This is a genomic window from Micromonospora sp. B11E3, from assembly GCF_039871625.1.
Taxonomy (GTDB): Bacteria; Actinomycetota; Actinomycetes; order Mycobacteriales; family Micromonosporaceae; genus Micromonospora.
The window spans coordinates 1-22,142 of record NZ_JBDPMC010000066.1; the positions used below are offsets into that span (position 1 = coordinate 1).

17 protein-coding genes are annotated in these 22,142 nt (G+C 73.0%); 13 read left to right on the top strand and 4 right to left on the bottom strand.

Going from position 1 to position 22,142, the window contains the following annotated elements:
- Positions 1-28: 28 nt before the first annotated feature.
- On the top strand, positions 29-583 hold the full coding sequence (locus tag ABGB16_RS25890; RefSeq protein ID WP_347670693.1) for a hypothetical protein: 555 nt from the start codon (positions 29-31) through the stop codon (positions 581-583).
- Here ABGB16_RS25890 and ABGB16_RS25895 read toward each other — a convergent pair.
- Positions 570-719 (bottom strand): hypothetical protein, encoded by a 150-nt coding sequence (locus ABGB16_RS25895; RefSeq protein ID WP_347670694.1) that lies wholly within the window; start codon positions 717-719, stop codon positions 570-572. The genes ABGB16_RS25890 and ABGB16_RS25895 overlap by 14 nt on opposite strands.
- An 11-nt stretch (positions 720-730) precedes the next feature.
- On the opposite strand from ABGB16_RS25895, the gene ABGB16_RS25900 reads away from it, so the two are divergent.
- On the top strand, positions 731-1,003 hold the full coding sequence (locus ABGB16_RS25900; protein WP_347670695.1) for a hypothetical protein: 273 nt from the start codon (positions 731-733) through the stop codon (positions 1,001-1,003).
- Between the two features lie 196 nt (positions 1,004-1,199).
- On the opposite strand, the gene ABGB16_RS25905 is transcribed toward ABGB16_RS25900, so the two are convergent.
- Positions 1,200-2,270, bottom strand: coding sequence for a hypothetical protein (locus ABGB16_RS25905; RefSeq protein WP_347670696.1), 1,071 nt, complete (start codon positions 2,268-2,270; stop codon positions 1,200-1,202).
- Between the two features lie 250 nt (positions 2,271-2,520).
- Between ABGB16_RS25905 and ABGB16_RS25910 the strand changes: the two genes are divergently transcribed.
- The 8 genes from ABGB16_RS25910 to ABGB16_RS25945 are packed head-to-tail and all read left to right on the top strand — an operon-like array spanning position 2,521 to position 13,246.
- Positions 2,521-6,177, top strand: coding sequence for an amino acid adenylation domain-containing protein (locus ABGB16_RS25910; RefSeq protein WP_347670697.1), 3,657 nt, complete (start codon positions 2,521-2,523; stop codon positions 6,175-6,177).
- A complete protein-coding gene (locus ABGB16_RS25915) occupies positions 6,177-7,130 on the top strand; it encodes a fatty acid desaturase (protein WP_347670698.1) in 954 nt (317 codons plus the stop codon). Before ABGB16_RS25910 ends, ABGB16_RS25915 begins: the two co-directional genes overlap by 1 nt.
- Positions 7,130-7,765: a GNAT family N-acyltransferase gene (locus ABGB16_RS25920; protein ID WP_347670699.1), complete on the top strand. Its 636-nt coding sequence runs from the start codon at positions 7,130-7,132 to the stop codon at positions 7,763-7,765. The genes ABGB16_RS25915 and ABGB16_RS25920 overlap by 1 nt, the downstream gene beginning before the upstream one ends.
- 23 nt (positions 7,766-7,788) lie before the next feature.
- Positions 7,789-9,639 carry an aminotransferase class III-fold pyridoxal phosphate-dependent enzyme gene (locus ABGB16_RS25925; protein WP_347670700.1) on the top strand — a complete coding sequence of 617 codons (1,851 nt, stop codon included), beginning with the start codon at positions 7,789-7,791 and terminating at the stop codon, positions 9,637-9,639.
- 2 nt (positions 9,640-9,641) lie between these two features.
- Positions 9,642-11,084 (top strand): AMP-binding protein, encoded by a 1,443-nt coding sequence (locus ABGB16_RS25930; protein ID WP_347670701.1) that lies wholly within the window; start codon positions 9,642-9,644, stop codon positions 11,082-11,084.
- Positions 11,081-12,088 carry an amidohydrolase family protein gene (locus tag ABGB16_RS25935; protein ID WP_347670702.1) on the top strand — a complete coding sequence of 336 codons (1,008 nt, stop codon included), beginning with the start codon at positions 11,081-11,083 and terminating at the stop codon, positions 12,086-12,088. Before ABGB16_RS25930 ends, ABGB16_RS25935 begins: the two co-directional genes overlap by 4 nt.
- On the top strand, positions 12,021-12,269 hold the full coding sequence (locus ABGB16_RS25940) for a hypothetical protein (protein WP_347670703.1): 249 nt from the start codon (positions 12,021-12,023) through the stop codon (positions 12,267-12,269). The genes ABGB16_RS25935 and ABGB16_RS25940 overlap by 68 nt, the downstream gene beginning before the upstream one ends.
- On the top strand, positions 12,266-13,246 hold the full coding sequence (locus ABGB16_RS25945; RefSeq protein ID WP_347670704.1) for an amidohydrolase family protein: 981 nt from the start codon (positions 12,266-12,268) through the stop codon (positions 13,244-13,246). Before ABGB16_RS25940 ends, ABGB16_RS25945 begins: the two co-directional genes overlap by 4 nt.
- A gap of 59 nt (positions 13,247-13,305) precedes the next feature.
- Here the strand turns inward: ABGB16_RS25945 and ABGB16_RS25950 are convergent, their stop codons facing one another.
- Entirely contained in the window at positions 13,306-14,187 is an 882-nt protein-coding gene (locus ABGB16_RS25950) for a phenylalanine 4-monooxygenase (protein WP_347670705.1), read from the bottom strand.
- 360 nt (positions 14,188-14,547) lie between these two features.
- On the opposite strand from ABGB16_RS25950, the gene ABGB16_RS25955 reads away from it, so the two are divergent.
- Positions 14,548-15,807: a cytochrome P450 gene (locus tag ABGB16_RS25955; protein WP_347670706.1), complete on the top strand. Its 1,260-nt coding sequence runs from the start codon at positions 14,548-14,550 to the stop codon at positions 15,805-15,807.
- Here the strand turns inward: ABGB16_RS25955 and ABGB16_RS25960 are convergent.
- Positions 15,782-16,798, bottom strand: a complete 1,017-nt coding sequence (locus ABGB16_RS25960) for a methyltransferase (protein ID WP_347670707.1) — start codon at positions 16,796-16,798, stop codon at positions 15,782-15,784. The two genes, ABGB16_RS25955 and ABGB16_RS25960, sit on opposite strands and share 26 nt — an antisense overlap.
- Before the next feature lie 103 nt (positions 16,799-16,901).
- Between ABGB16_RS25960 and ABGB16_RS25965 the strand changes: the two genes are divergently transcribed.
- Both ABGB16_RS25965 and ABGB16_RS25970 read left to right on the top strand, forming a co-directional pair.
- On the top strand, positions 16,902-20,813 hold the full coding sequence (locus ABGB16_RS25965) for an amino acid adenylation domain-containing protein (RefSeq protein WP_347670708.1): 3,912 nt from the start codon (positions 16,902-16,904) through the stop codon (positions 20,811-20,813).
- 99 nt (positions 20,814-20,912) lie between these two features.
- Complete coding sequence (locus ABGB16_RS25970; RefSeq protein ID WP_347670709.1) at positions 20,913-22,118, top strand: MFS transporter; 1,206 nt, start codon at positions 20,913-20,915, stop codon at positions 22,116-22,118.
- Positions 22,119-22,142: the final 24 nt, after the last annotated feature.

Consider the following 22,142-nt stretch of genomic DNA (forward strand, 5'->3'; position numbering starts at 1 on the left):
ACGCGGCCGGGCTTGGTCGTGTACGGACGTGGAGCCCGGCACCTGTGGGCTGCGAAGCGTCAACCACCCGGCGTGCCGCATGAGCGCCGCCAGGAATCTGCCCTCTTCAGGGGGCAGAGGAAGTCAAGACCTGCAGGAGCAGCTCTACATCGACACGCGCGACTGGTCACCGCTGCCGTTGACCGACCCGGAACGGCTGCGCCGCGAGTTCCCCGACTACCACGTCGCGGTCTCCGGGGAACTGGTGACACTGTCCCGGTTCCCGATCGTCCTGGAACGCCCCGTCGACCTGCGCCCCTGGCTGGCCCGACCGTGGCCGGACCTCCCGCCGGCCGACTCCCAGATGCCGGCCTACCACACGGTCAAGACGCTGCGCACCGACCTGCTGGTCGCCGGCCGCGTGGTCTCGTTCTACCTTCAGGCCGACCCGGCATTGCTGCGGGCGCGGCTGCATAAGCGAGCCGCGCGTTTTGACGCCAACGCCGCGTTTCCGATCAATGACGGGCTGCTGACTCGCTATCTTGAGAGCTTCGAGCCACCGTCGGGTGAGGGTGAGGAAGTCGTTGTGGTCAGCGATGGTTGACCAGACGGGCGGGGAAATCCGAGCCGCCCAGGAGACAGCCGTCGCCACGACGCTGGAAGTTGTTCTTTCCACCGAGGACGGCCTGTTTCTGCTTCGCGACGTTGCTGCCGACACCGGGGAGGAACAGCGCCCGCACGGCAGGACCGCGTGCGGTTCACCTCACCCACCAACGTCGTCGTTCTCGACGCCGACCTGGTCACGCTGCCCGACCCGCCCCGCATCGAGCTCGGGGCGGGGCCGGGCGGCTATGGCCTGGCCGTGGGACACGTGGGACGTACCGAGGTGCAGGACGCGGCCCGGCGGGTGAGCGACGAGACCAGCCGCGCCTCGGCGGAGGAGACCAGGGCGGCGTGGCGTTCTCTCGACGGCATCGAGCGGTATTTGATCCGCCTGTGGCCACTGGATGAAGGAGCCGCCTGACCCATCACGATTGGGATCGGGGCCACAATCTGGAGTGGACGGTCGACGCGGCTGGAAAGCGGTGCTGCGATTCACATCGCCGCCACGGCAATTCGGCGTTCCGCGACGACCGGGAGGTGGAATGCTGCGGCCATTTTTCCGGGTAGGTCGAACGATTGCGTGAGGAGTGCCGGAGGCGGGTCTTCAGCTGGAATGTTCACGTGGTCGGGGCGACCGTGTAGTTCCATGCCGGGGGCCCTTCTGGCGCCGGGGCGACCCGCCGGGTACCGCGACCGGTGCCGGCCATGACGCCGAGCTCGACCTCGTGACGGTCGGGTTCCCGGCCGCTGCGCTGCACCATCAGCGTGGAGCGGATGAGTTCGTTGATCCGGACCCAGCGCATGGTGATCGGCGGCAGGTAGCAGACGGAGATGAGCAGCCCGGTCTCGCCCGCGAGCTTCGTCATGGCGCGGCGCCAGGCTCGGCTGCCGGCCGCCCACACCGTGGTGTCGGCCACCACCAGGAGTTGGCCGCTCCATGCCGGCTGCCGTTCCCACCAGGTGCGGATCGCGCCCGCTGCCAGGGTCACCCTTCCGTCCTCGGCGTTGCGATCCGCCCCGTCGGCGATCGGGCCGGCCGCTTGGCGGCTCGTCGTCGCCGTGGCGGTGTCGGGTGGGCGGGCATCGCGCGGGTACGCCGTGTCCGGGGCGGCGGGGACACCGATCCCGTCGCGCCGGATGCTCACGGTCACCACCGGCTGCCGCGTGGCCAACCACTGACCCACCCGTTCGTTCACCCGCCGGTACTGCTCCCGCCGGTCGAGTTGGCTCTCGTGGCCCGCCGGGCGGGAGCCGGGGAAGAGGCGGAACCCGTTTTGCCGTAACAGGCTCGCCACCGACCAGGCGGATATGCGGTGGCCGCGGCGCTGCAGGTCCGCGGCGAGCGCACGGGTGGACGAGGCCGTCCACTGCAGGTGGGGTGTGGTGGCGGGGCCCGGTTCCATCAGGTCGAGGAGGGCCGGCAGCACCTCCGGGTTGCTCTCCGTGATCTTCTTGCGCCCGCCGCCCGGCCGGCGCAGGTTGCCGCGGCTCTGTTCGGGCCCCTGGAGCTCCCGGATCCCCTTGGACACGGTGTGCGGGTGTACGCCCACGGCGCGGGCGATCCGGCGGGCTCCGCCCTGGCCGAGGGAGACGGCGCGGGCGGCCAGTACCAGCCGGCGCTGGCGCTCGTCCAGATGCGGTTCGAGAAGGCGGAACTCCTTAAGGAAGCTTTCCGGTACGTCACTCATCGGCCTCGGCACCCTCCCCGTGAATGCCACCGCCGCAACCATAGCGAAGTCCATCGGTGTTCATCGAACTGAAAAGCAACTTATTTTCTCGCACAGGGGGCGTTGGGGTGTCCGTCCCGCCGAAATGCAGGGGGGCGTCCGGAAGGTTGCCAATCGTGCGGGTAAATGTTCGGTGTCGGCGCGTTTCCCGTCGTGCTAATTGCTAGGGGACTGTCTCGGAGGGAGCGGCATGCGCGGGGAGGGCTTAAACGTGTCTACGACCGAGCCGAAGTTATGGCCCCTGCTGCCGGCCCAGTCGGGAGTGTGGCTGGCCGAGTCGCTGGGCTCCGGCGTCGCGTCCCGCAGCATCAGCGACCGCATCGACCTCTTCGGCCCGGTCGACCGGGACGCCATGGCCGCCGCGCACCGGCAGGTGGAGCGGGAGGCGGAGGCGCTGCGTCTGCGGTTCGCGGCGACGGCGGACGGGCCGGTGCAGTACGTGGACCCGGCGGCCGCCACACCGCTGCGGTTCGTGGACGTCTGTGCCGCGGCCGACCCGGAGCGGGCGGCGGCGGACTGGATGGAGGCCGACACCGCCGCCCCGGTCGACGTCTTCGGCTCCGGCCTGTGCACCACCGCGCTGCTGCGGCTCGGGCCCTCGCACCACGTCCTCTACCGCCGGGTGCACCACCTGGTGATCGACGGCTGGAGCCTGGCCGCGCTGCACCGCCGTACCGCCGAGCTCTACACCGCCTTCGTCGCGGCGCCCGCCGCCGGCGAGGCCGGGGTGGGCCGGCCGTTCCCGCCGTACCAGGTCCTCGTCGACGCCGAGGCCGGCTACCGAGCGAGCCCCCGACACGAGCAGGACCGGGCGTTCTGGGCGGAGCGCCTGCGTGACCTGCCGGAACCGGTGCGGCTGGCCGGCCGGCGGTACGCGCGGTCCGGCACCGTCGTGCGGCAGCGTGCCGCCGTCCCCGCCGACCTCCTGGCCCGGCTACGGGCCGCCGCGGCCCGCTTCGGGGTCGGCTGGTCCGAGCTGGCCGTCGGGTTGGTGAGCGCGTACGTGGCGCGCATGACCGGAGCGGACGACCTGGTGGTCGGGATGCCCGTGACCGCCAGGGTCAGCCGCGCCGAGCGTGCGGTGCCCGGCATGACGACGAACGGGATGCCGCTTCGGCTGCGGCTGACCTCGGAGGCGAAGCTCGGCGACCTCCTGACGTCGGTCGCCGTGGAACTGCGCGAAGCCCTGCTGCACAGCCGGTACCCCACCACCCGCATGATCGCCGATCTGGGCCTGACCGGCACGGGACGCGCGTTGTGGGGTCCGATCGTCAACGTGATGGGGACGGACACGCCGCTGGACTTCGCCGGTCGACAGTCCGCCCTCCGAACGCTGTCGAAGCCCGACATCGAGGACTTCTCCGCGATCTTCTTCCAGCTTCCCGACGGCGGCGTCGAACTGATCCTCGACGCCGACGCGGGCGGCTACTCGGCCGCCGAACTCGGCGCCCACCTGCGGCGGCTGCTCGTCTTCCTCGACGCCGCCGCGGCCGCCAACCCGGCGACCGCGGTGGCCGACGTCCCGATGGTCGACGAGGCGGAGCTGCGCCGCCTGCGGGACCTCGGCACCGGTCCGAGCCACGACATCCCCGACATCGGCGTGCACCAGATGGTGGAGGAGTGGGCCGACCGCACGCCGGACGCGCCGGCGCTGCACTACGCGGACACCGTCGTCACGTACCGCGCCCTGGACGAACGCGCCAACCAGCTGGCGCGTCTCCTGGTCGCCCGCGGTGTCGGACCGGGACGGACGGTCGGCCTGGCCCTGCCCCGCTGCCCGGACCTCGTCGTCGCGGCGCTGGCGGTGCTGAAGACCGGGGCGGCCTTCCTCTCCCTGGACACCGCCTACCCCGCGCCACGCATCGCGTTCATGGTGGCCGACGCCGAGCTGAGCGTCGTCCTGGCGCACGAGGACACCGCCGCCGTCGCGGGCGACGGTGTCGGGATCCTGGTCCTGGACGCGCCGACGACCGGGGCGGCGCTGGCCGCGGAGTCGCCGAAGCGGCTCACCGACGCCGACCGGCTCGCGCCGTTCTCGCCGCGGTCGCCCGCGTACCTGATCTACACCTCCGGTTCCACCGGCACCCCGAAGGCGGTCGTGGTGGCGCACCGGGGCGTGGTGAACGTGACCAACGCGATGGTCGACCGCCTCGGGCCCGGGCCGGGCCGGCGCACCCTGCAGTTCGCCTCGCCGAGTTTCGACGCCTTCGTCGGCGAGATGACCCAGTCGATCTTCCTGGGCGGCACGCTGGTGGGCGCGCCCCAGGAGCAGCTCGCTCCGGGCCCCGACCTGGCGGCGCTGCTGCACCGGCAGCGGGTGAACGACGTGGTGCTCGTACCGTCGGTCCTCGCCCAGCTGGCGCCGGCGGACCTGCCGCCCGGGACGACCGTCTCCATCGTGGGGGAGGCCGCGGCGCCCACGGTCGTCGAGCGGTTCGCCCCGGTCTGCCGGCTCATCAACGGCTACGGCCCGACCGAGGGCACCATCTCGACCGCGATGAGCCAGCCGCTGTCCCCGGCCGACGCCACCCCGCCGATCGGTACCCCGCTGCGGAATCTGCGCGTCTACGTGCTCGACGACCGGCTGCGGCCGGTGCCGGTCGGCGCGGTGGGGGAGCTGTACATCGGCGGCGCGGGCGTCGCGTTGGGCTACCTGAACAAGCCCGGGCTGACCGGCGGGCGGTTCCTGCCCGACCCCTTCGCCGGACGCGACGCGCGGATGTACCGCAGCGGGGACCTGGTGCGGTGGAACGCCGACGGGCAGCTCCAGTTCGTCGGCCGCGACGACGGCCAGGCGAAGGTCAACGGGTTCCGCATCGAGCTCGGCGAGGTGGAGGCGGCCCTGGTCCGGTTGCCCGGCGTGGCGCGGGCGGCGGCGACGGTGCACGAGGACCCGACCGGCGAGCGGCGCCTGCTCGGCTACGTCGTGCCGGCCCCCGGCGCCCGGCTCGACCCGCGTGAACTGCGGCGGGCGCTGGGCAACGACCTCCCGTCCCACCTCGTGCCCCAGCTGCTGGGCGTGCTCGACGACCTGCCGCTGACCCGCAGCGGGAAGCTGGACCGGCGGGCCCTGCCGGACCTGCGCGGCGCCGGCGAACCAGCCCGCCGGCCGCCGCGCGGCCCGGTGCAGGAGGCGGTCGCCGCCGCCTTCTGCGAGGTACTCCAGATTCCCGCGATCGCCCTGCGGGACAACTTCTTCGAGTTGGGTGGCCATTCGCTGTCGGCGACGCGGCTCGTCGGCCGGCTCCGGAGCCGCTTCGGGGTGCAACTCGGCGTCCGGGAGCTCTTCCGGAACCTGACCGTGGCGGCGGTCGCCGAGCAGGTCGCCGCCACGGTCGGCGCGGACTGGGGCCGGGAGCCGCTGGTGCCGCTGCGCACGGCCGGCGGCCGGGAGCCGCTGTTCTGCGTCGCCGCGCCCGGCACGGACCCGTGGGTGTATCTGCGCCTGGCCCCCCACCTGCCGGACCGCCCGCTGTACGGCCTGCGCACCCCGGCCCCGGACGCCGGCGACGTCGTCGCCGCGCACGTCGAGCGCATCCGGGCGACGGGCGTGCCCGGCCCGTACCACCTCCTCGGCGTGGGCGGCGGCGCCGAACTCGCCCGACGGATCGCCGCCGCGCTGCCCGGCGGGGACGCGCCACCGGGGACGGTGGTGCTGGTGGAGGGGGCGGGTACCGGCGGACCGACGTACCGCGGCGACACCGTCGTCGTCACGAGACAGGAGCTCGGCGGACCGGAGGAACCGTTCGAGCCGGAGCCGCTCGCCCGCCTCGGGGAGATCCTGCGCTCCGCACTGGACCGCCTGACCGCGACCGCCGCCGGCGCCCCGGACGGGGAGAGTGGCCGGCGGCAGAAGGTGACGGGCTGATGACGACCGTCGACGATCAGCAGCCTCGCAGCGGCGCCGGCCCCGTGGCCCTGGCGGAGCTGCGAGGCGAGTTCAGGCACCTGCGTACCGCGATCAACAACCGCACGTTCGCCGCGAAGCTGGCCCTCTGCGCCGCGCTGACCGGCGGCGGAGCGGCGATCGCGCTGCATCCGGCGCTCTGGAGCCGCGTCGTCGGCGTGGTGCTTCTCGGGTGCATGTTCGCCCACGCCGCGGAACTGCAGCACCAGACCCTGCACAGCCTCGGGTTCCGCAACCGACGGGCCAACACGGTGGCCGGCATCGTGCTCGGCGTACCCATGCTGATCTCGTTCGCCGCCTACCGCGCGACCCACATGCGGCACCACCGCGACCTGGGTACGCCGGAGAACCGGGAGTTCTTCGACTACGGCGACCAGTACGGCGCGGACGGCCGGCGTTCCCGGTGGCGTACCGCGCTGACCTGGACCGTCCGCTTCACGATGCTCCACTTCTACCGGCTCTTCCTGGTCAACGCCGCGCGGGCCGCGCTGCGCCGCGACTACGCCGGCGAGTCGGCGGCCACGTCCCGGCGCATCCGGCGCGACCACCACGTCATCCTCGCGGCCGTCCTGGCGATGACGGCGCTCTCGGTCGCGTTGCGCGACCCCGTCGTGCTGTGGGTGTGGATCCTTCCGCTGCTGCTGGTGGCCGGCCCGGTGCACGCGGCCATCGAGCTGCCGGAGCACTTCCGCTGCGAGACCCTCAGCGAGGACCCGTTCGCCAACACCCGCACCATCCGGTCGAACCGCCTGATGACGTGGTTCACCAACGGCAACAACTTCCACGTCGAGCACCACCTCATGCCCAACCTGCCGATCGAACGGCTGCCGGAGCTGCACGCCGAGGTGCGGCCGGGACTGAAGTACTTCCACACCAGCTACGTGGACTTCTTCCGAAAGGTGGTGCGCGGCTGATGGCCGACGTGACGTGCTTCCGGGTGGCGGAGTCGCCGGAGGACTGGGACGCCGTGATCCGGCTGCGTGAGGCGGTGTACGTGCACGACCAGTCCCGCCTCACGGACGTCGCCGACACGGCGACCACGTTCGACCGGTTCGACGGGTACGCCAGCTACATCCTGGCCGAGGACGAGACGGGGGCGATCGGCACGATCAAGGTGGTGCCCGACGGCGAGATCGGCCTGCCGTGCGACGACGTCGTCGACCTCGGCGCCCTGCGCCGGCCGGGGCACCGGCTGGTGGAGTTCGGCCACCTGATGACGCTGCCGCGCATCCGGCAGCAGTCGGTCGGCATGGCCCTCATGCGGGAGGCGCTGGTGTACAGCGTCACGCGGCACCGCGCCACCCACGTGCTCGGCGACTTCTTCGCCGACGAGGACACCGGCGGCCTGCGCCCGTTCTACCTGGAGGTCGGCTTCGTGGCGCTGACCCCGCCGTACGCGGACGAACGGTTCCACAACGCCCCGCTGAGCGTCGTGGGCGCCCTCGACGTCGAGGCCGCCGCGCGCCGGTGCCACACCGAGGAGGGCCGGGCCAGCCGGCTCCTGCAGTACTTCTTCGCCGACTACCACGCGTACGCCGCCGCGGCCTGACAGGTACAGGGGACGGAGCCACCGTGCGATCACACCGACAGCGACTCGCCGAGTCGAAGGCGGCACACAACCATCCCACCTACGCCACGATGTCCTTCGTCATGGGCTGCGGCGTCCAGGGCGAGGGAACGGAGAGCTTCGTCGCCGACGAGGACGGGGGTCGCCTGCTGGCCCTGTTCGACCAGTACGGCAACCAGTCGTTCGGCTACTCCCATCCCCGGCTGATCGCGGCGATCGAGGAGCAACTGGCCACCCGCCGCCTCAACAGCACGAAGATCATGTTCGAGGAGGTGCAGATCCGGCTGACCGCCCGCCTGGCGGCGGTCACCGGCGGCCGGCTGCCGTACGCGTACCTCGCCAACGGCGGCGGCGAGAGCATCGACAACGCGCTGAAGCTGGCCCGGGCGGCGACCGGGCGGCCCGGATTCGTCACCGCGGTCGACTGTTTCCACGGCAAGACGTTCGCCACCCTCAGCGCGTCCGGCCGCCCGGAACACGCCGCGCTGTTCCGCCCGTTCATGGACGGCTTCCGGCAGGTGCCCTTCGGCGACCTGGACGCCCTCGACCGCGCGGTCGGCACCGACACGGCGGCGGTGCTGCTGGAACCGGTGCAGGCGGAGGGCGGGGTGGTGCTGCCACCCGAGGGATACCTCGCCGAGGTGCGGCGACTCTGCGACGAGCGCGGCGCGCTGCTGATCCTCGACGAGATGCAGACCGCCTTCGGCCGCTGCGGCGCCCTCTTCGCGCACCAGCTCTTCGGCGTCACCCCCGACCTGATGTGCATCGGCAAGGCGTTCGGCGGCGGGGTCGTGCCGATCTCCGCCGTCATGGGCACCGTGCGGGTCTGGGAGTCCCTGCGCGACCAGCCGTCGACCTTCGGCTCCAGCCTCGGCGGCAACCCGCTGGCCTGCCGGGTGGCCCTGGAGGTGCTCGACATCGCCACCGCCGACGGCTTCCTCGCGTCCGTGGTCGACAAGGGCGCGCTGATCACCGAGCGGCTGGCCGCGGCGGTGGCCCGCCATCCCCGGCTGCTGTCCGCGCACCGCGGCGTCGGCATGATGCACGGCCTCGAATTCCACGACGAGTCGCTGGGCGGCATGGTCCTCGGCGAGCTGCTGCGCCGCCGGGTCACCTCGACGTACTCGCTCTACAACAACCGGGTGCTGCGGGTGCAACCGCCGATGGTGATCTCCACTGACGACCTGGTGGCGGGCCTGGCCGTGCTCGACGACGTGCTGGACACCCTGGACGGCCCCGCCGGCCCGGTGCCGGTGCGGCTGTCCCCGCTGACGCGGACGGTGGCCGTACCGCTGAGCCCCGCCGAGCTGGTGGCGCTCCTGCGCGCGCGGCCGCACCTGCTCGACCCGTTCGCCGTCAATCCCGAGGCGGCCGGCGCCACGGCTGATCCCGAGGCGGCCGGCGCCACGGCTGATCCCGAGGCGGCCGGCGCCACGGCTGATCCCGAGGCGGCCGGCGCCACGGCTGATCCCGAGGCGGCCGGCGCCACGGCTGATCCCGAGGCGGCCGGTGCCGCGGCCGATTCCGAGGCGGCCGGCGCCGTCGTCGAGCCCGACTTCGCCGGGACGATCGGCGGCCGGACGGCGCGGTGGACCGACCACGCCGAGGTCACGCCGGACGGCGTCGTGCTGCGCGCCGAGCCCGACTGGCTCTGGAACCGGCTCGAGCGCTCGGTGCGCTGGCGGCCCGACGAGGCGGGCGGCAGCGTGCTCACCGTCCGCCTCGACTGGGACGCCGGCACCGGCCCGTACGAACCCATGCTGGGCGGCCACGTCGGCCGCCTCGCACACGACCGCCTCGACACCCTGCTGGCGCGGCTGCGCCAGCCGGCCGGCGCCACCGACGCGAGGGACTGACCATGGAACTGGCCCACCTGTTCGAGCAGTACCGCGACAACACCGACGCCGTGGTCGTCGAGATCGATGCCCGAGGTGACCGCCGGGAGATCAGCCACGCCGCGCTGGCGGATCTCGCGGAGCGCCGGGCCGAGCAGCTGCGCGCCGCCGGCGTCCGGGCGGGCGACGTCGTCGGGCTGCGCGCCCCCAACAGCCTCGACTGGCTGAGCTGGGACCTCGGCGCGCTCCTCGTCGGCGCCGTGATCCAGGCGTTCCCGGACGACTTCCCCGTCGACGACGTGCCGGCGTTCACCGCGCGGCACGGCCTCGCGCTGCTGGTCCTCGGCGACGAGACGCATCCCGGCGATCCCGCCCGCCCGGCCCCGGACACGCCGCCGGACCTGCACAGCCTCGTCTACTCCTCGGGCACCAGCGGAACGCTCAAGGGCCTGCGGATCAGCCGCAAGGGCACCGAGTACGTCATCCGGCGGTTCATCGACAGCTTCCACATCTCGTCGCGGGACCGGCACCTGATCTTCCTGCCGCTGGCCAACTACCAGCAGCGGCTGTCGGTCTACTGCTGCCTGTGGACCGGCGCGGACCTGGTGCTCGCGCCGTACCAGCGGGTCTTCGCCGCGCTGCGCGCCGAGGGCCCGACCTTCCTGATCGGCCCGCCGATCTTCTACGACGCGGTGTTGCAGCTCGCTACCAGAACGGGCGGGGGAGTGCCGCTCGGCGAGTTCCTCGGCGGCCGGCTGCGCTTCGCCATCACCGGCATGGCGCCCATCCGGCGGGACACCCTCGACGCCTTCGGGGCCCAGGGCGTGCGCCTGTTGGAGGCGTACGGGATGACCGAGAGCGGCATGATCGGCTGGAACACCGTGGAGGAGAACCGCCCGGGCACGGTCGGCAAGCTCATCGACCCGGACGCGGTGACCTTCCTGGCGGACGGCGAACTGCTGATCCACCGCCCGGCGCCGCTGAGCCTCGGCTACTTCGGCCTGGACCGGCAGGTGGCGGAGGAGACGTTCCGCCCGGACGGCACCATCGTCACGGGTGACTACGGGCGCCTGGACGCGGACGGCTACCTCACCCTGCTGGGGCGCAAGAAGGACGTCATTGCGCTCGCCAGCGGCCGCAAGGTGCACCCCGGCGAGGTGGAGTCCCACTTCGTCGGCGTACCCGGCGTCGCGGACCTCGTCGTGGTGCCCACGCCGAGCGCGCACGGCCTCGCCGCCATCGTCACGCCGACCGACGACGGCGACGCCCAGCGCGCCGCGATCATCGAGGGGATCGGCAAGGTCAACGCGCACCTGGACGGCCAGCACCGCATCGCGGCGGTGTTGTTCAGCCCGACACCGCTGCGCGGCGACTCGGCGTTCCTGACCGCGAACATGAAGCTGAGCCGGACGGCCGTTGCCGCGTACTTCGCGCAGCGGCGGGACTCGGCCACCCCGGTCGCATGATCGTCGACGCCCACGTCACGCTGGCCAGCGACCGGGCCACCCCACGTGACTTCCTCGAGGCGCAGGCGGCCAACGTCGCGAGCCGGCTCGCCGCGTACGGCGTCCGGGACCGGTACGGCGCCGTCCTGGACCAGTTGCTCGCCGGCTACCAGGACCATGAGGGCGACCGGCTGGTCGCCGAGCTCGACGAGGCCGGGATCGACCAGGCGGTGCTGGTGGCGGCCGACTACTCCCGGGCCAGCCGGCACGCGGTCGCGCCCGAGGAGCTGGCCCGGCTGCATCGCCGGGTCTGTTCCCGCCATCCCGGCCGCTTCCGGGTGATGTGGGGGGTCGATCCGCGCGCCGGCACGGAGGGCGTGGCGCTGTTCGAGCGGTGCGTGACCGAGTACGGGTTCGCCGGGATGAAGCTCTACCCGCTCACCGGCTACTCGCCGAGCGACCGTCGGCTCTATCCCTACTTCGAGGTGTGTACGGCGCGGGGCCTGCCCGTGCTCACGCACACCGGGCCGGGCTGGGGCCCGCTCGACTTCACGCTCGGGCGGCCCCTGCTGGTGGACGACGCCGCCCGGGACTTCCCGACCGTGAACTTCATCCTCGGCCACGGGGGCGTGACGCACGTCGACGAGGCCTCGTACCTGTGCGCGCACCGGCCGAACGTCCATCTGGACATCAGCCAGTTCCCGTCGATGCTCAGCGCCGACGGCTGGGCGGCGCACCTGAACCGGCTGTTCCACACGGGGATCAACCACAAGATCCTCTTCGGGACGTGCTGGCCGTCGTTCCGCCTGTCCGCGTCGCTGACCACCGTGGTCGACGAGTTCACCGGGGAGGCGGTCCTCGCCGGCGTCAAGCGCCGGGAGCGTCAAATGATCATGAGCGGCAACGCCCTGCGCCTGTTCGGCGCGGCGCCGGCCGCCGTCACCAGGGGAGGTCCCGATGGAGGTCGACACCGCAGCCCTGCACCAGGAGCTGATCGAGTGGATCGAGAACTGGAACGACGGTGAGGCCAAGGTCGCGGTGACCGCCGACACCCCGCTGTTGACCACCGGCCTGCTGGACTCGATGGGCATGGTGGCCTACCTGTCGTTCCTGGAGGATCGCACCGGCCGCAGGTTCGACCTCATGAACTTCACCGCGGGCCGCTCGGCGACCATCCGCCAGACCGTCGAGCACTGCCTCCAGTGATCTACGACGGTCACTGTCACGTCGCCTCGACGGACTTCATCCCCGACGCCTTCATCGGTGACGTCGCCGTCGGGATGCGGCGGCGGTTGGACGCGGTGGCCGCCGGCCCGCCGCTGGACCGGCTGCACGAGAGCTACCGCGCCCAGCACCGCGACCACGACGCCGACCGGTTGGTGGCGGAGATGGACGCAGCCGGCGTCGCGCGCGCGGTGCTGATGGTGCCCGACTTCGGGTTGGTCATGCCGGGCCGGCTCGACCTCGCCGAGATGGCCCGCCGGCACCACGAGATCCGGCTGCGCCACCCCGGCCGGTTCTGGGTGTACCTGGGCGCCGACCCCCGCCGCGGCGCGGCGGGCGCGGATGCCTTCGCCGAGCTGGTGGACCGGTACGCGTTCGACGGGATGAAGCTCTACCCCCCGTGCGGCTACTCGCCGTCGGACCCGTCGCTCTACCCCTACTACGAGGTGTGCCGGAGCCGGTCCCTGCCGGTCTTCGTCCACACGGGGCCGACGGCGCACTCCCTGACCTTCACCACCAGCGAAGCCATCCTGGTGGACCGGGCCGCCCGGGACTTTCCGGACGTGTCCTTCGTGCTGGGGCACGGCGGGGTCACGGACGTCGAGGTCAGCTCGTACCTGGCGGCGCACCGGCCCAACGTCTATCTCGACACCGGCGGCTTCGCGGGCTCCCCGCTCGTGGGCGGCTGGCCGGCCCACCTGAACCGGTTGTTCCGGCTCGGCATCAGCCACAAAATCATCTTCGGTACGGACTGGCCGCTCAACCAGCTCACCGGCGGCCTCCAGCGGCTGGTCGGCGCGGTCTGCGACGGAGACGAGGTGTTCGCCGGGGTCTCCCGGCGGGACCGCGACCTCGTCCTGCGGGAGAACCTGCTGCGGGTGCTGTCTCCGCGCAGCGCGGCGGACGCCGGCCCGTCACCGGCCCGCCCCGGTCGCCCCGTCTCGGGAGCGACGGGATGAGGGCGCCGCTCCGGGCCCCGTCCGGGGCCCGGCGCGGCCGCCGGGGCCACGCCCGTTGCTCAGGAGCCGACCAACGCCGGCTCGCCGGCCTCGACGGCGGGCAGGAAGTCGTCGTAGAACGCCTCCAACTGGTCGAACGACTCGGCGCAGAAGAGCACCGGCTGGAAGTTCTCCACCGTGTAGCTCTGCCGGGCCATCGCGGCGACGTCCAGCGGCCGTACCTCCGCCGCGGTGCGGAACTGCTCCAGCTCGCCGACCGACGACAGCAGGCTGGCGCCGTAGACCCTGGGCTCGCCGTTCTCCCGTACCAGGCCGTACTCGAGGGTGAACCAGAAGACCCGCGAGAGGACCTCGAGGGCCTTCCTGCTGCCCGCGCGGCACGCGGCCTGGCCCACCCTGCGGTAGAGCGCCGCCAGGCGGCCGTTCGCCAGCGCGTTGCCGTGCCCGACCACCTCGTGCATCATGTCCGGCTCGGGGGAGAAGTACGGCAGCGAGCAGTGCCGGATGTACTGCGTGGCCTGGAAGCGGCCCTCGGCCAGGGAACCGTAGAAGTCGCGCAGGCCGACGATGCCGGCCGCCGGCGTGAAATGGAACCCGGTCAGGGCGCGCAGCCGGCCGGAGACCTCCCGCAACTGCGGCAGCCGGTCCGACGGGAGGTCGAGCCGTCGCGATCCGTCGAGGAACTCCGCCGCCGCGTACCGGCGGTGTTTGTCCTGCAGGTCGCCGACGACCTGCCGCCAGAGGTCGACCTCCTCGGCGGTGTAGTCCACCTCGGGCACCGGGTCGCCGGGCCGGTACGTCAGGGCCAGCTCCGCGATCCGTGCCCGGTGCCGCTGGTAGTCGGCGTCGGAGAATCCGGGATGTTCGCGGGCGAACGTCACCGACACGGTCCCGTTCTCCTGCCGGATCACCGGCGAGTAGACGGTGGCTTCCTCGAACATGCTGGCTTCCCTCTTTCACTTGTCGGTCGTGCGTCGGCGCCGGGGTGGCGGAGCGCGATGCGCCCCGATGCGGCACACGCGTCACTGCGTGGACCAATGCGAATGTCGGGGACGGCGATTCAGTGGTCGTCGTGCCGGAAGAGCCGGCGTGACGATGCCGGACAACGGGGGTGCTGCAGCCGCCCGCCGTTCGCCCGCCGTCTCCCGTGTCGATGGGTGGCAGGATGAATCAATTGTAGACAGTTTCGCGGCAATTCCCAGTGGTCGAGTCGAAGAATATGGAAAAAGTCGTTCCCGGTGGCATTCGGGCAACGGCAGTAATTGCATTACCTAAATGCGAGTGATTTCGGGGAGGTCCTTGTGGTCAATCGCACTCCGCTGTTCACCGCCGGCGGGACGGACGTCGACCTGGCGGACCCGCACTTCTTCGCCGGGGACCGGTTCCTGGAGGTCGCCCGCGAGGCCCGTCGCCGGCACCCCGTCGCCTGGACCAACCCGGAGCGCGACGGCTTCTGGTCGGTCACCGCGTACCGGCCGGGCCGGGAGGTGTTGCGGCGTCCGGACGTCTTCACGTCCACCCGGGGGATGCGGCTGGGCGCCGGTGCCGCCGCGGTGGCCGCCGCCAGCGGACGGATGCTGGTCGTCTCGGACGGCGCCGACCACCAGCGGTTGCGCCCCGCCCATGCCCGGTGGTTCTCCAGCCGCGCGCTCGCGGACCTGGCGCCGGGTCTGCGCGACACCGTCGACCGCCGGCTGCGTGAGCTGGTCGACCGCGGCGAGCCGGTCGACGTCGTGGCCGATTTGGCGCTGCCCGTTCCGTCCTGGGTGCTGTTCCGGATGATGGGCGTGCCCCGGCGGGACTGGGACGAGCTGGCCGCACTGACCGCGACCGGGTTCGACGACGCCGATCCCTCACCCGCGGCGGCGGCGGAACGCGCCGCGGCGCATTCGGCGGTCTTCGCCTACTTCTTCGAGTTGCTGGAGCGGCGCCGGGCCGATCCGGGGGACGACATCGTCTCCACGCTGGCCACCGCGGACCATGGCGGCCGCCCGCTGACCGACGAGGAGATCGTCCTCAACTGCGACGGCCTGCTCAACGGCGGCCTGGAGACCACCCCGCACGCGATCTCGGGGGCACTGCTGGCCTTCGCCCGCCATCCCGAGCAGTGGCGGCGGCTGCGGGCGGACCCGGGACTGCTGGACACGGCGATCGAGGAGATCCTGCGCCACACCTCCCCACCCGGGCACGCCATGCGCACCGCGACCAGGGACACGACCCTCGGCGACGCGACCATCGCCGGGGGCGACCGCGTCGTCGTCTGGCTGCCATCCTGCAACCGCGACGAGGAGGTGTTCGCCGAGCCGGACCGGTTCCTCGTCGACCGCCGGCCCAACCCGCATGTCGGATTCGGCGGGGGACCGCACTACTGCGTGGGTGCCGCGCTGGCCCGGCTGGAACTGCGCTGCGTGCTGGAGAGCCTGCTCGGCCAGGTGGCCGAGATCCGCGAGGTGGGCGAGCCGGCCCGGCAGGCCTCCAACTTCCTCAACGGGCTGCGCCGGCTCGACGTGGTCCTGGAGCCGGCGCGCACCCCGGCTACGCCGACCGGACCGCTTCGATGACGTGCATCCCGGGCGGCCCGGGCACCGCGTCCCGCAGGTGCCAGCCACCGCGTTCCAGCAGCTCCCGGTACTGCCCGGCGGTGCGCTCCCGGGCGCCCTCGTACAGCAGCATCATCGCGATGTCGGCCCAGGCCTGCGCCGCGGTGGCCGAGCCGTCCTCGGGCAGCACGTCCTCGAAGACGATCAGGCGTGCGCCGGCCCGGGCGCCGGCCGCCACCGCGGCCAGGATGCCCACCACGGCCTCGTCGTCCCAGTCGTGCAGCACCCGCGACAACACGTACACGTCGCCGGGGGGCGCCGGGTCGAAGAGGTCCCCGGCGCGTACCTCACACCGGTCCGCCAGGCCCCGCTCGGCGACGGCGGCGCGGGACCGGTCGAGCACCTGCGGCTGGTCCACCAGCACCCCGCGCAGCCGGGGGGCGGTGCCCAGCACCGCGGCCAGCAGGGCGCCCGTGCCGCCGCCGAGGTCCACCACGACGCCCTCGGTGGGCCAGTCGACGAGGTCGACGCAGGGCAGCGACAACAGTCGCGCCTGCTCGGCCATGGCCTGGCTGAAGACGGTCTGCCGGTCCGGGCGCGCGGCGAGGAACGACCAGAAGTCCTCACCCAGCGCCACCGGCGCGGCCGCCCGTCCCGTACGGAGCGTGTCGGCCGTCCGGTGCGCCACGTCGGACACGCCCAGCGTGGCGAACGTCGCGGCCAGCGACAGTGGGTGGTCCCGACGCAGCAGCGCGCCGCGACGGGTCAGGGCCACCTCGTCGGTGCCCGGCTCGAACTCGACCAGGTGGTGCCCGGCCAGCAGCCGCAGCACCCGCCGTAACGCGTCGGTGTCGGCGCCGACCGCCGCCGCCACCTCGGCGACCGGCCGCGGGTCGTCGCCGAGGTGGTCCGGCACCCCGAGCCGGGTGACCGCGCACAGGCAGTGGAAGACCAGCCCGCTCTGGTACACGTCGAACAGCGCCGCGATCTCCGCGACCGGTTCCCGCAACATTCCCTCGCCTCCCCGTTCACGATGCCCCCGATGTCGTGGGCAGGCCAGTGCGTGAGCGCCGTGGCTCATCGACAACCCTCAACATACCTATCGGAGGACCGCCATGACGACGCCGTCCAGTGAGGTGCGACTGCCGCTGTCCCACGCCCAGCGGCAGCTGTGGTTCATCGATCAGCTCAGCCCGGGTGAGTCCACCTACAACAGCCCCCTCGTCTACCGGCTGCGCGGACCGGTCGACATCGCCGCGCTCCGTGCGGCGTTGACCCTGCTGGTCCGGCGGCACGACGGGATCCGCACCCGGTTCGCCGTCGGCGACGGCGTGCCGTACCAGGTCATCGGCCCGCCGCCGGAGGACGTCGACCTGGAGGTCGTCGACCTGCCGCGCTCCGCCACCGGGAACCGCGACGAGGCGATCGAGGCCGCGCTGCACGCGGAGGTCACCGCGGTCTTCGACCTGCACGTCGGCCCGCTGTACCGGTTCCGGCTGATCAGGGTCGACGCCGCCGACCACATCCTGGTACTGGCCTTCCACCACGTGGTTACGGACGGGTGGTCCACCGGCGTCGTGCAACGTGACCTCTCCGCGCTCTACCGGGCGACCGTCGCGGGCGGCATGCCGCAACTGCCGCCGCCACGTACCGACTTCGCCAGCTACGTGCGCGAGCATGCCGAGCGACTGACCGACGACGCGCTGGAACAGGGACTCCGGCACTGGGAGCGGGCGCTGCGCGGGCTGCCCACCCTGGAGCTGCCGACCGACCGGCCCCGGCCGCCGGTGCCGAGCCAGCGTGGCGGCACGGTGGTGCGCCACTTCGACGGCGACCTGCTGGCCGGCCTGCGCCGGGTGGCCGGCGAGGCCGGAGCCTCGCTGTTCATGGTGCTCACCACCGCACTCGCCGCGGTCCTGCACGCCCACTCCGGTCAGGAGGACGTGCCGCTCGGCGTACCCATGCTCGGGCGTGCCGACCCCGACCTGGAGGACACCGTCGGCCTGTTCGTGAACATGGTCGTGCTGCGGCTGGACCTCACCGGCGAGCCCACCGTCGGCGAGCTGCTGGAACGGGTCGTCGACGCCAGTTTCGACCTCTACGACCACGAGGACGTGCCGTTCGAGAAGGTCGTGGAGCGGGTGCGCCCGCTGCGCGACGGCTCCCGCAACCCGCTCTTCCAGGTCATCACCCAACTGCTCGGCGACGGCACCACCGGGGGCGCTCTCGACCTGCCCGGCGTCCACGCCGAGCTGCTCGTGCCGCCGTCCGGCCGCGCCCAGTTCGACCTCTCGCTCGACTTCACGCTCGCCGGCGACCGGCTCTCGCTGCACGTGAACTACGCGACCGACCTGTTCGACCGGTGGCGCATCGAGGCCATGACCGACCACCTCGAGCGGGTGCTGCGGATGCTGCCCGCGCACCTGTCGACCCCGCTGTCCCAGCTGCCGGTGCTGTCCGAGACCGAACAGCAGGCGTTGCTCCGGCTCGGCGACGGCGGCCCTCGCGCCGTCCCCGAGCAGCCGCTGCACGCGCGGATCGCGGCGACCGCCGCGGCGGCCCCGCACGCCGTGGCGGCCGTCTGCCGCGGCGAGCGGTTGACCTACGGTGCGCTCTGCGCGGACGCCGAGCGGCTGGCGCGGCGGCTGCGGGCCCGGGGCGTACGCCATGAGGACGTCGTGGCGCTCGTCCTGGACCGCGGCCTCGACGTCCTGCCCGCCATGCTCGGGGTGCTGCGCGCGGGGGCGGCCTTCGCCCCGCTGGACCCCGGCAACCCGGTCGACCGGCTGTCGTACCTCATCCGCGACGCCGGCGCCCGCGTCGTGCTCACCCGCCGGGCCCTCGCCGACCAACTGCCGGAACCGGGCGGCTGGAGCGTCGTGGTGCTCGACGAGCCGGCCGGCGAGGAACCGGAGGACACGCCGCTGCCGGACCCGACCGGCCGTGACTCCCTGGCGTACCTGCTCTACACCTCCGGCTCCACCGGCCGGCCCAAGGGCGTCCAGGTGGAGCACGGCGCGATGGGCCTGTACGCCGACCGCTACATCGAGCTGACGGCCCTGCGCCCCGGCGAGCGGGTCCTGCAGTTCGCCGCGCTCACCTTCGACGTGTCCTGGGGGGAGATCTTCTCGGCCCTGGTCGCCGGCGCCACGCTCGTGCTGGTGGCGCCGGAGGAGGGCGCGTCTCCCACGGAGGTGGCGGCGCTCATGCGGCGTGCGGAGGTCACCTCCGCCGCGCTGACACCGACCATGCTGAGCCTGCTGGAGACCGAGCCGTACCCGGCGCTGCGCCGGGTGGTCAGCCTCGGCGAGGCCCTGTCGGCGGAGCTGGCCAACGCCTGGATCCGCCCCGGGCGCACCCTGCTCAACCTCTACGGCCCGACCGAGGTCGCCGTCTGCTGCACCGAGTACGACTGCGGGTCGGGGACGTGGCGGACCCCGCCGCCGATCGGACGGTCGCACCCAGGCCGGCGACTGTACGTGGTCAACCGCGCCGACCGGCTCGTGCCGCGCGGCGCGCCGGGGGAGCTGCTCATCGGCGGTGCGGGCCTGGCCCGCGGATACCTGAACCAACCGGAGCTCACCGCCGAGCGGTTCCAGGCCGACCCGTTCCGCCTCACCGGCCGGGTGTACCGCAGCGGCGACCTCGTGCGGTGGAACGCCGACGGGGATCTGGAGTACCTCGGCCGGATCGACCAGCAGGTGAAGCTGCGCGGCATCCGCGTCGAGCCGGGCGAGATCGAGTCGGCGCTGCTGGCCCACCCGCAGATCCGGCAGGCCGTGGTGGCCGTGCGCGCCGACCGCCAGGTCGACCAGCGCCTGGTCGGCTACCTCGTCGCCGAGGGCCCACAGCGGCCGACGGCCACGCGGCTGCGGGCGTTCCTCGCCGAGACCCTGCCGCAGTCGATGATCCCGTCCGCCTGGGTGTTCCTCGACGAGTTGCCGATGACGTCGTCGCACAAGGTGGACCGCAACGCCCTGCCGGACCCGGCCGACGACGCCGTCGCCACGGACACGGTCGTTCCGCCGGCCACCGCGACCGAGGCGGCCCTGGTCCGGATCTTCGCCGACGTGCTCGGCCGGGCCGACGTCGGCGCCGATGCCAACCTGTTCGACCTCGGCGGTTCGTCGCTGCAGGCGATGCGCGTCATCACCCGGATCACCCGGGACTTCGGCGTCAAGCTGAACCTGCGCCAGCTCTACGGCACCTCGACCGTCCGGGCGATCGCCGAGCGCATCGACGGCGTCACGGCGGGCGCGGACGGGAGGTCCCGTCGTGACGGACGGCTTCGACCCGGTGCTGCCGTTGCGGCCGAGCGGTTCCCGGGTGCCGCTGTTCTGCGCGCCACCGGTCTCGGGGTCGCCCTACGGCTACCGGGCCCTGGTGCCCCTGTTGCACCCCGAGCAGCCGGTCTACGCCCTCGAGGCGCCGGGCTTCAACAACGAGGAGAGCCCGCTGGACTCCGTGCCGGCGCACTCGGCGCGGTACCTGGCCGCGATACACCGGCATCACGGGGACCGCGCCGTCGCGCTGCTGGGCTGGTCGATGGGCGGCGTCGTCGCGTACGACCTGGCCCGCCGCCTCGCCGCCGCGGGGGTCGCCGTCCCGCGGCTGATCCTCGTCGACGCGCCGGCGCCCGGCGCGCTCACCGTCCCGTCCGACGGGACCGCGGCGCGCTGGCTGGTGCACGACCTCGTCGAGCTCGGCGGCATCCCGGCCGAGCCGGTCCGGGCGGCCCTGGCGGAGGTTTCCGATCACGCCGGCGTCGACGACGTCTTCGCCGCCGTGGTCCGCGCCCGGGTGCTGCCGCAGGAGTGCGACGCCGAGTTCCTGTACGGGCGGTACCGTCCCTTCCTCGCCCACCTGCGGGCCCTCGGCTCGTACCGGCCGGCCGGCCGCTACGCGGGGCCGACGACGCTCGTCCGGGCGACCGGGTCGTCGGTGGACGCCGCCGGGTGGCGGGAGATCGTCATTGGCCTCGACGAATGCACAATCTCGGGCAATCACTATACGATCTGGCATGGTGACGCTCTGGCGGCACTGGGTGCTCTGGTCCGGCGTGGACTCGATGGCGGCCACCAGGCCACCGCCGAGTGATGCAACCCTTCGAGAGGAGCTTCCCCCGCATGCGGTCCCCCCTCTGGAGCCGGATCACGGTCCTGGCGGCCCTGGCCCTGTCGGCCTTCGTGTTCAACACCACCGAGAACCTCCCGATCGGCCTGCTGAGCCTCATCTCCGAGGACCTGGACGTCTCCCTGCCGTCCGCGGGTTTCCTCGTCACCGGCTACGGCCTGACCGTCGCCGTGCTCTCCCTGCCCCTGGCCCACATGACCCGGCGCGTGCCACGTCGGCACGTCCTCAGTTGGCTGCTCGCGCTCCTGGTGGTCAGCACGCTCGCCTCGGTGATGATCCGGTCGTACCCGGTGCTCTTCGGCGCCCGGGTGGTCACCGCGATCGCGCAGGCGCTGTTCTGGGCCGTCCTCGGCCCCACCGCCGTCGGGCTGTTCTCCCCGGAGCGCCGCGGCCGCGTCATCGCGGTGATGTCGGTCTTCGGGTCGCTGGCGACGGTCCTGGGTGTTCCCGCCGGCACCTGGCTCGGCCAGCACAGCCGCTGGCAGGTGCCGTTCTTCGCGCTCACCGCGCTCGGCCTGGTGGCGCTGGTCGTCATCGCGGTGCTGCTGCCGACCACCCGGCCCGAGGAGAGCCACGGCGCCTTCGGCTCCCACCCGGACGGGCGCCGGTTCGCCGTCGTCATCGCCACCACCGCCCTGTCGGTGACGGGCATGTTCGCCGGCTTCACCTACATCACGGACTTCCTCACCAAGCTGACCGAGTTCTCCGAGCAGAGCGTCGGCGCGCTGCTGTTCGTCTTCGGCGCGGCGGGCACCGCGGGTGTGGTGGCGGTCGGGCCGCTGCTGGACCGGATGCCGCGGGGGTCGCTGCTCCTGACGGTCGGGGTGCAGGCGGTGGCGCTGCTCGGCCTCGGCGCCCTGGCCGGCAACCAGGTGGCGGTCGTGATCCTGCTGGGCGTGCTGGGCTGCTCCGCCGCGCCGGTCTTCATGGCGACGCAGGCGCGGATCCTGCGGGTGGCACCCGGCCGTACCGAGATCGGGTTCGCGGCCAACTCGGCCGCGTTCAACGTCGGCGTGGCGCTCGGCGCCCTGATCGGCGGCGTGCTGCTGTCGGCGTTCGACGCGCGGGCCGGTTTCCTGGTGGGTGCGGCGCTGACCGCGGCCTCGGTGCTGCTGCTGCTCGTGGACCCGCTGTTGCCGACGGTCGAGCGGCCGGCGGGCGAGGACGATCCGGTCCCCGCCACGGCGGCGGCCGACTGACCCGCCGGCCGTCCTCGCGGGGCG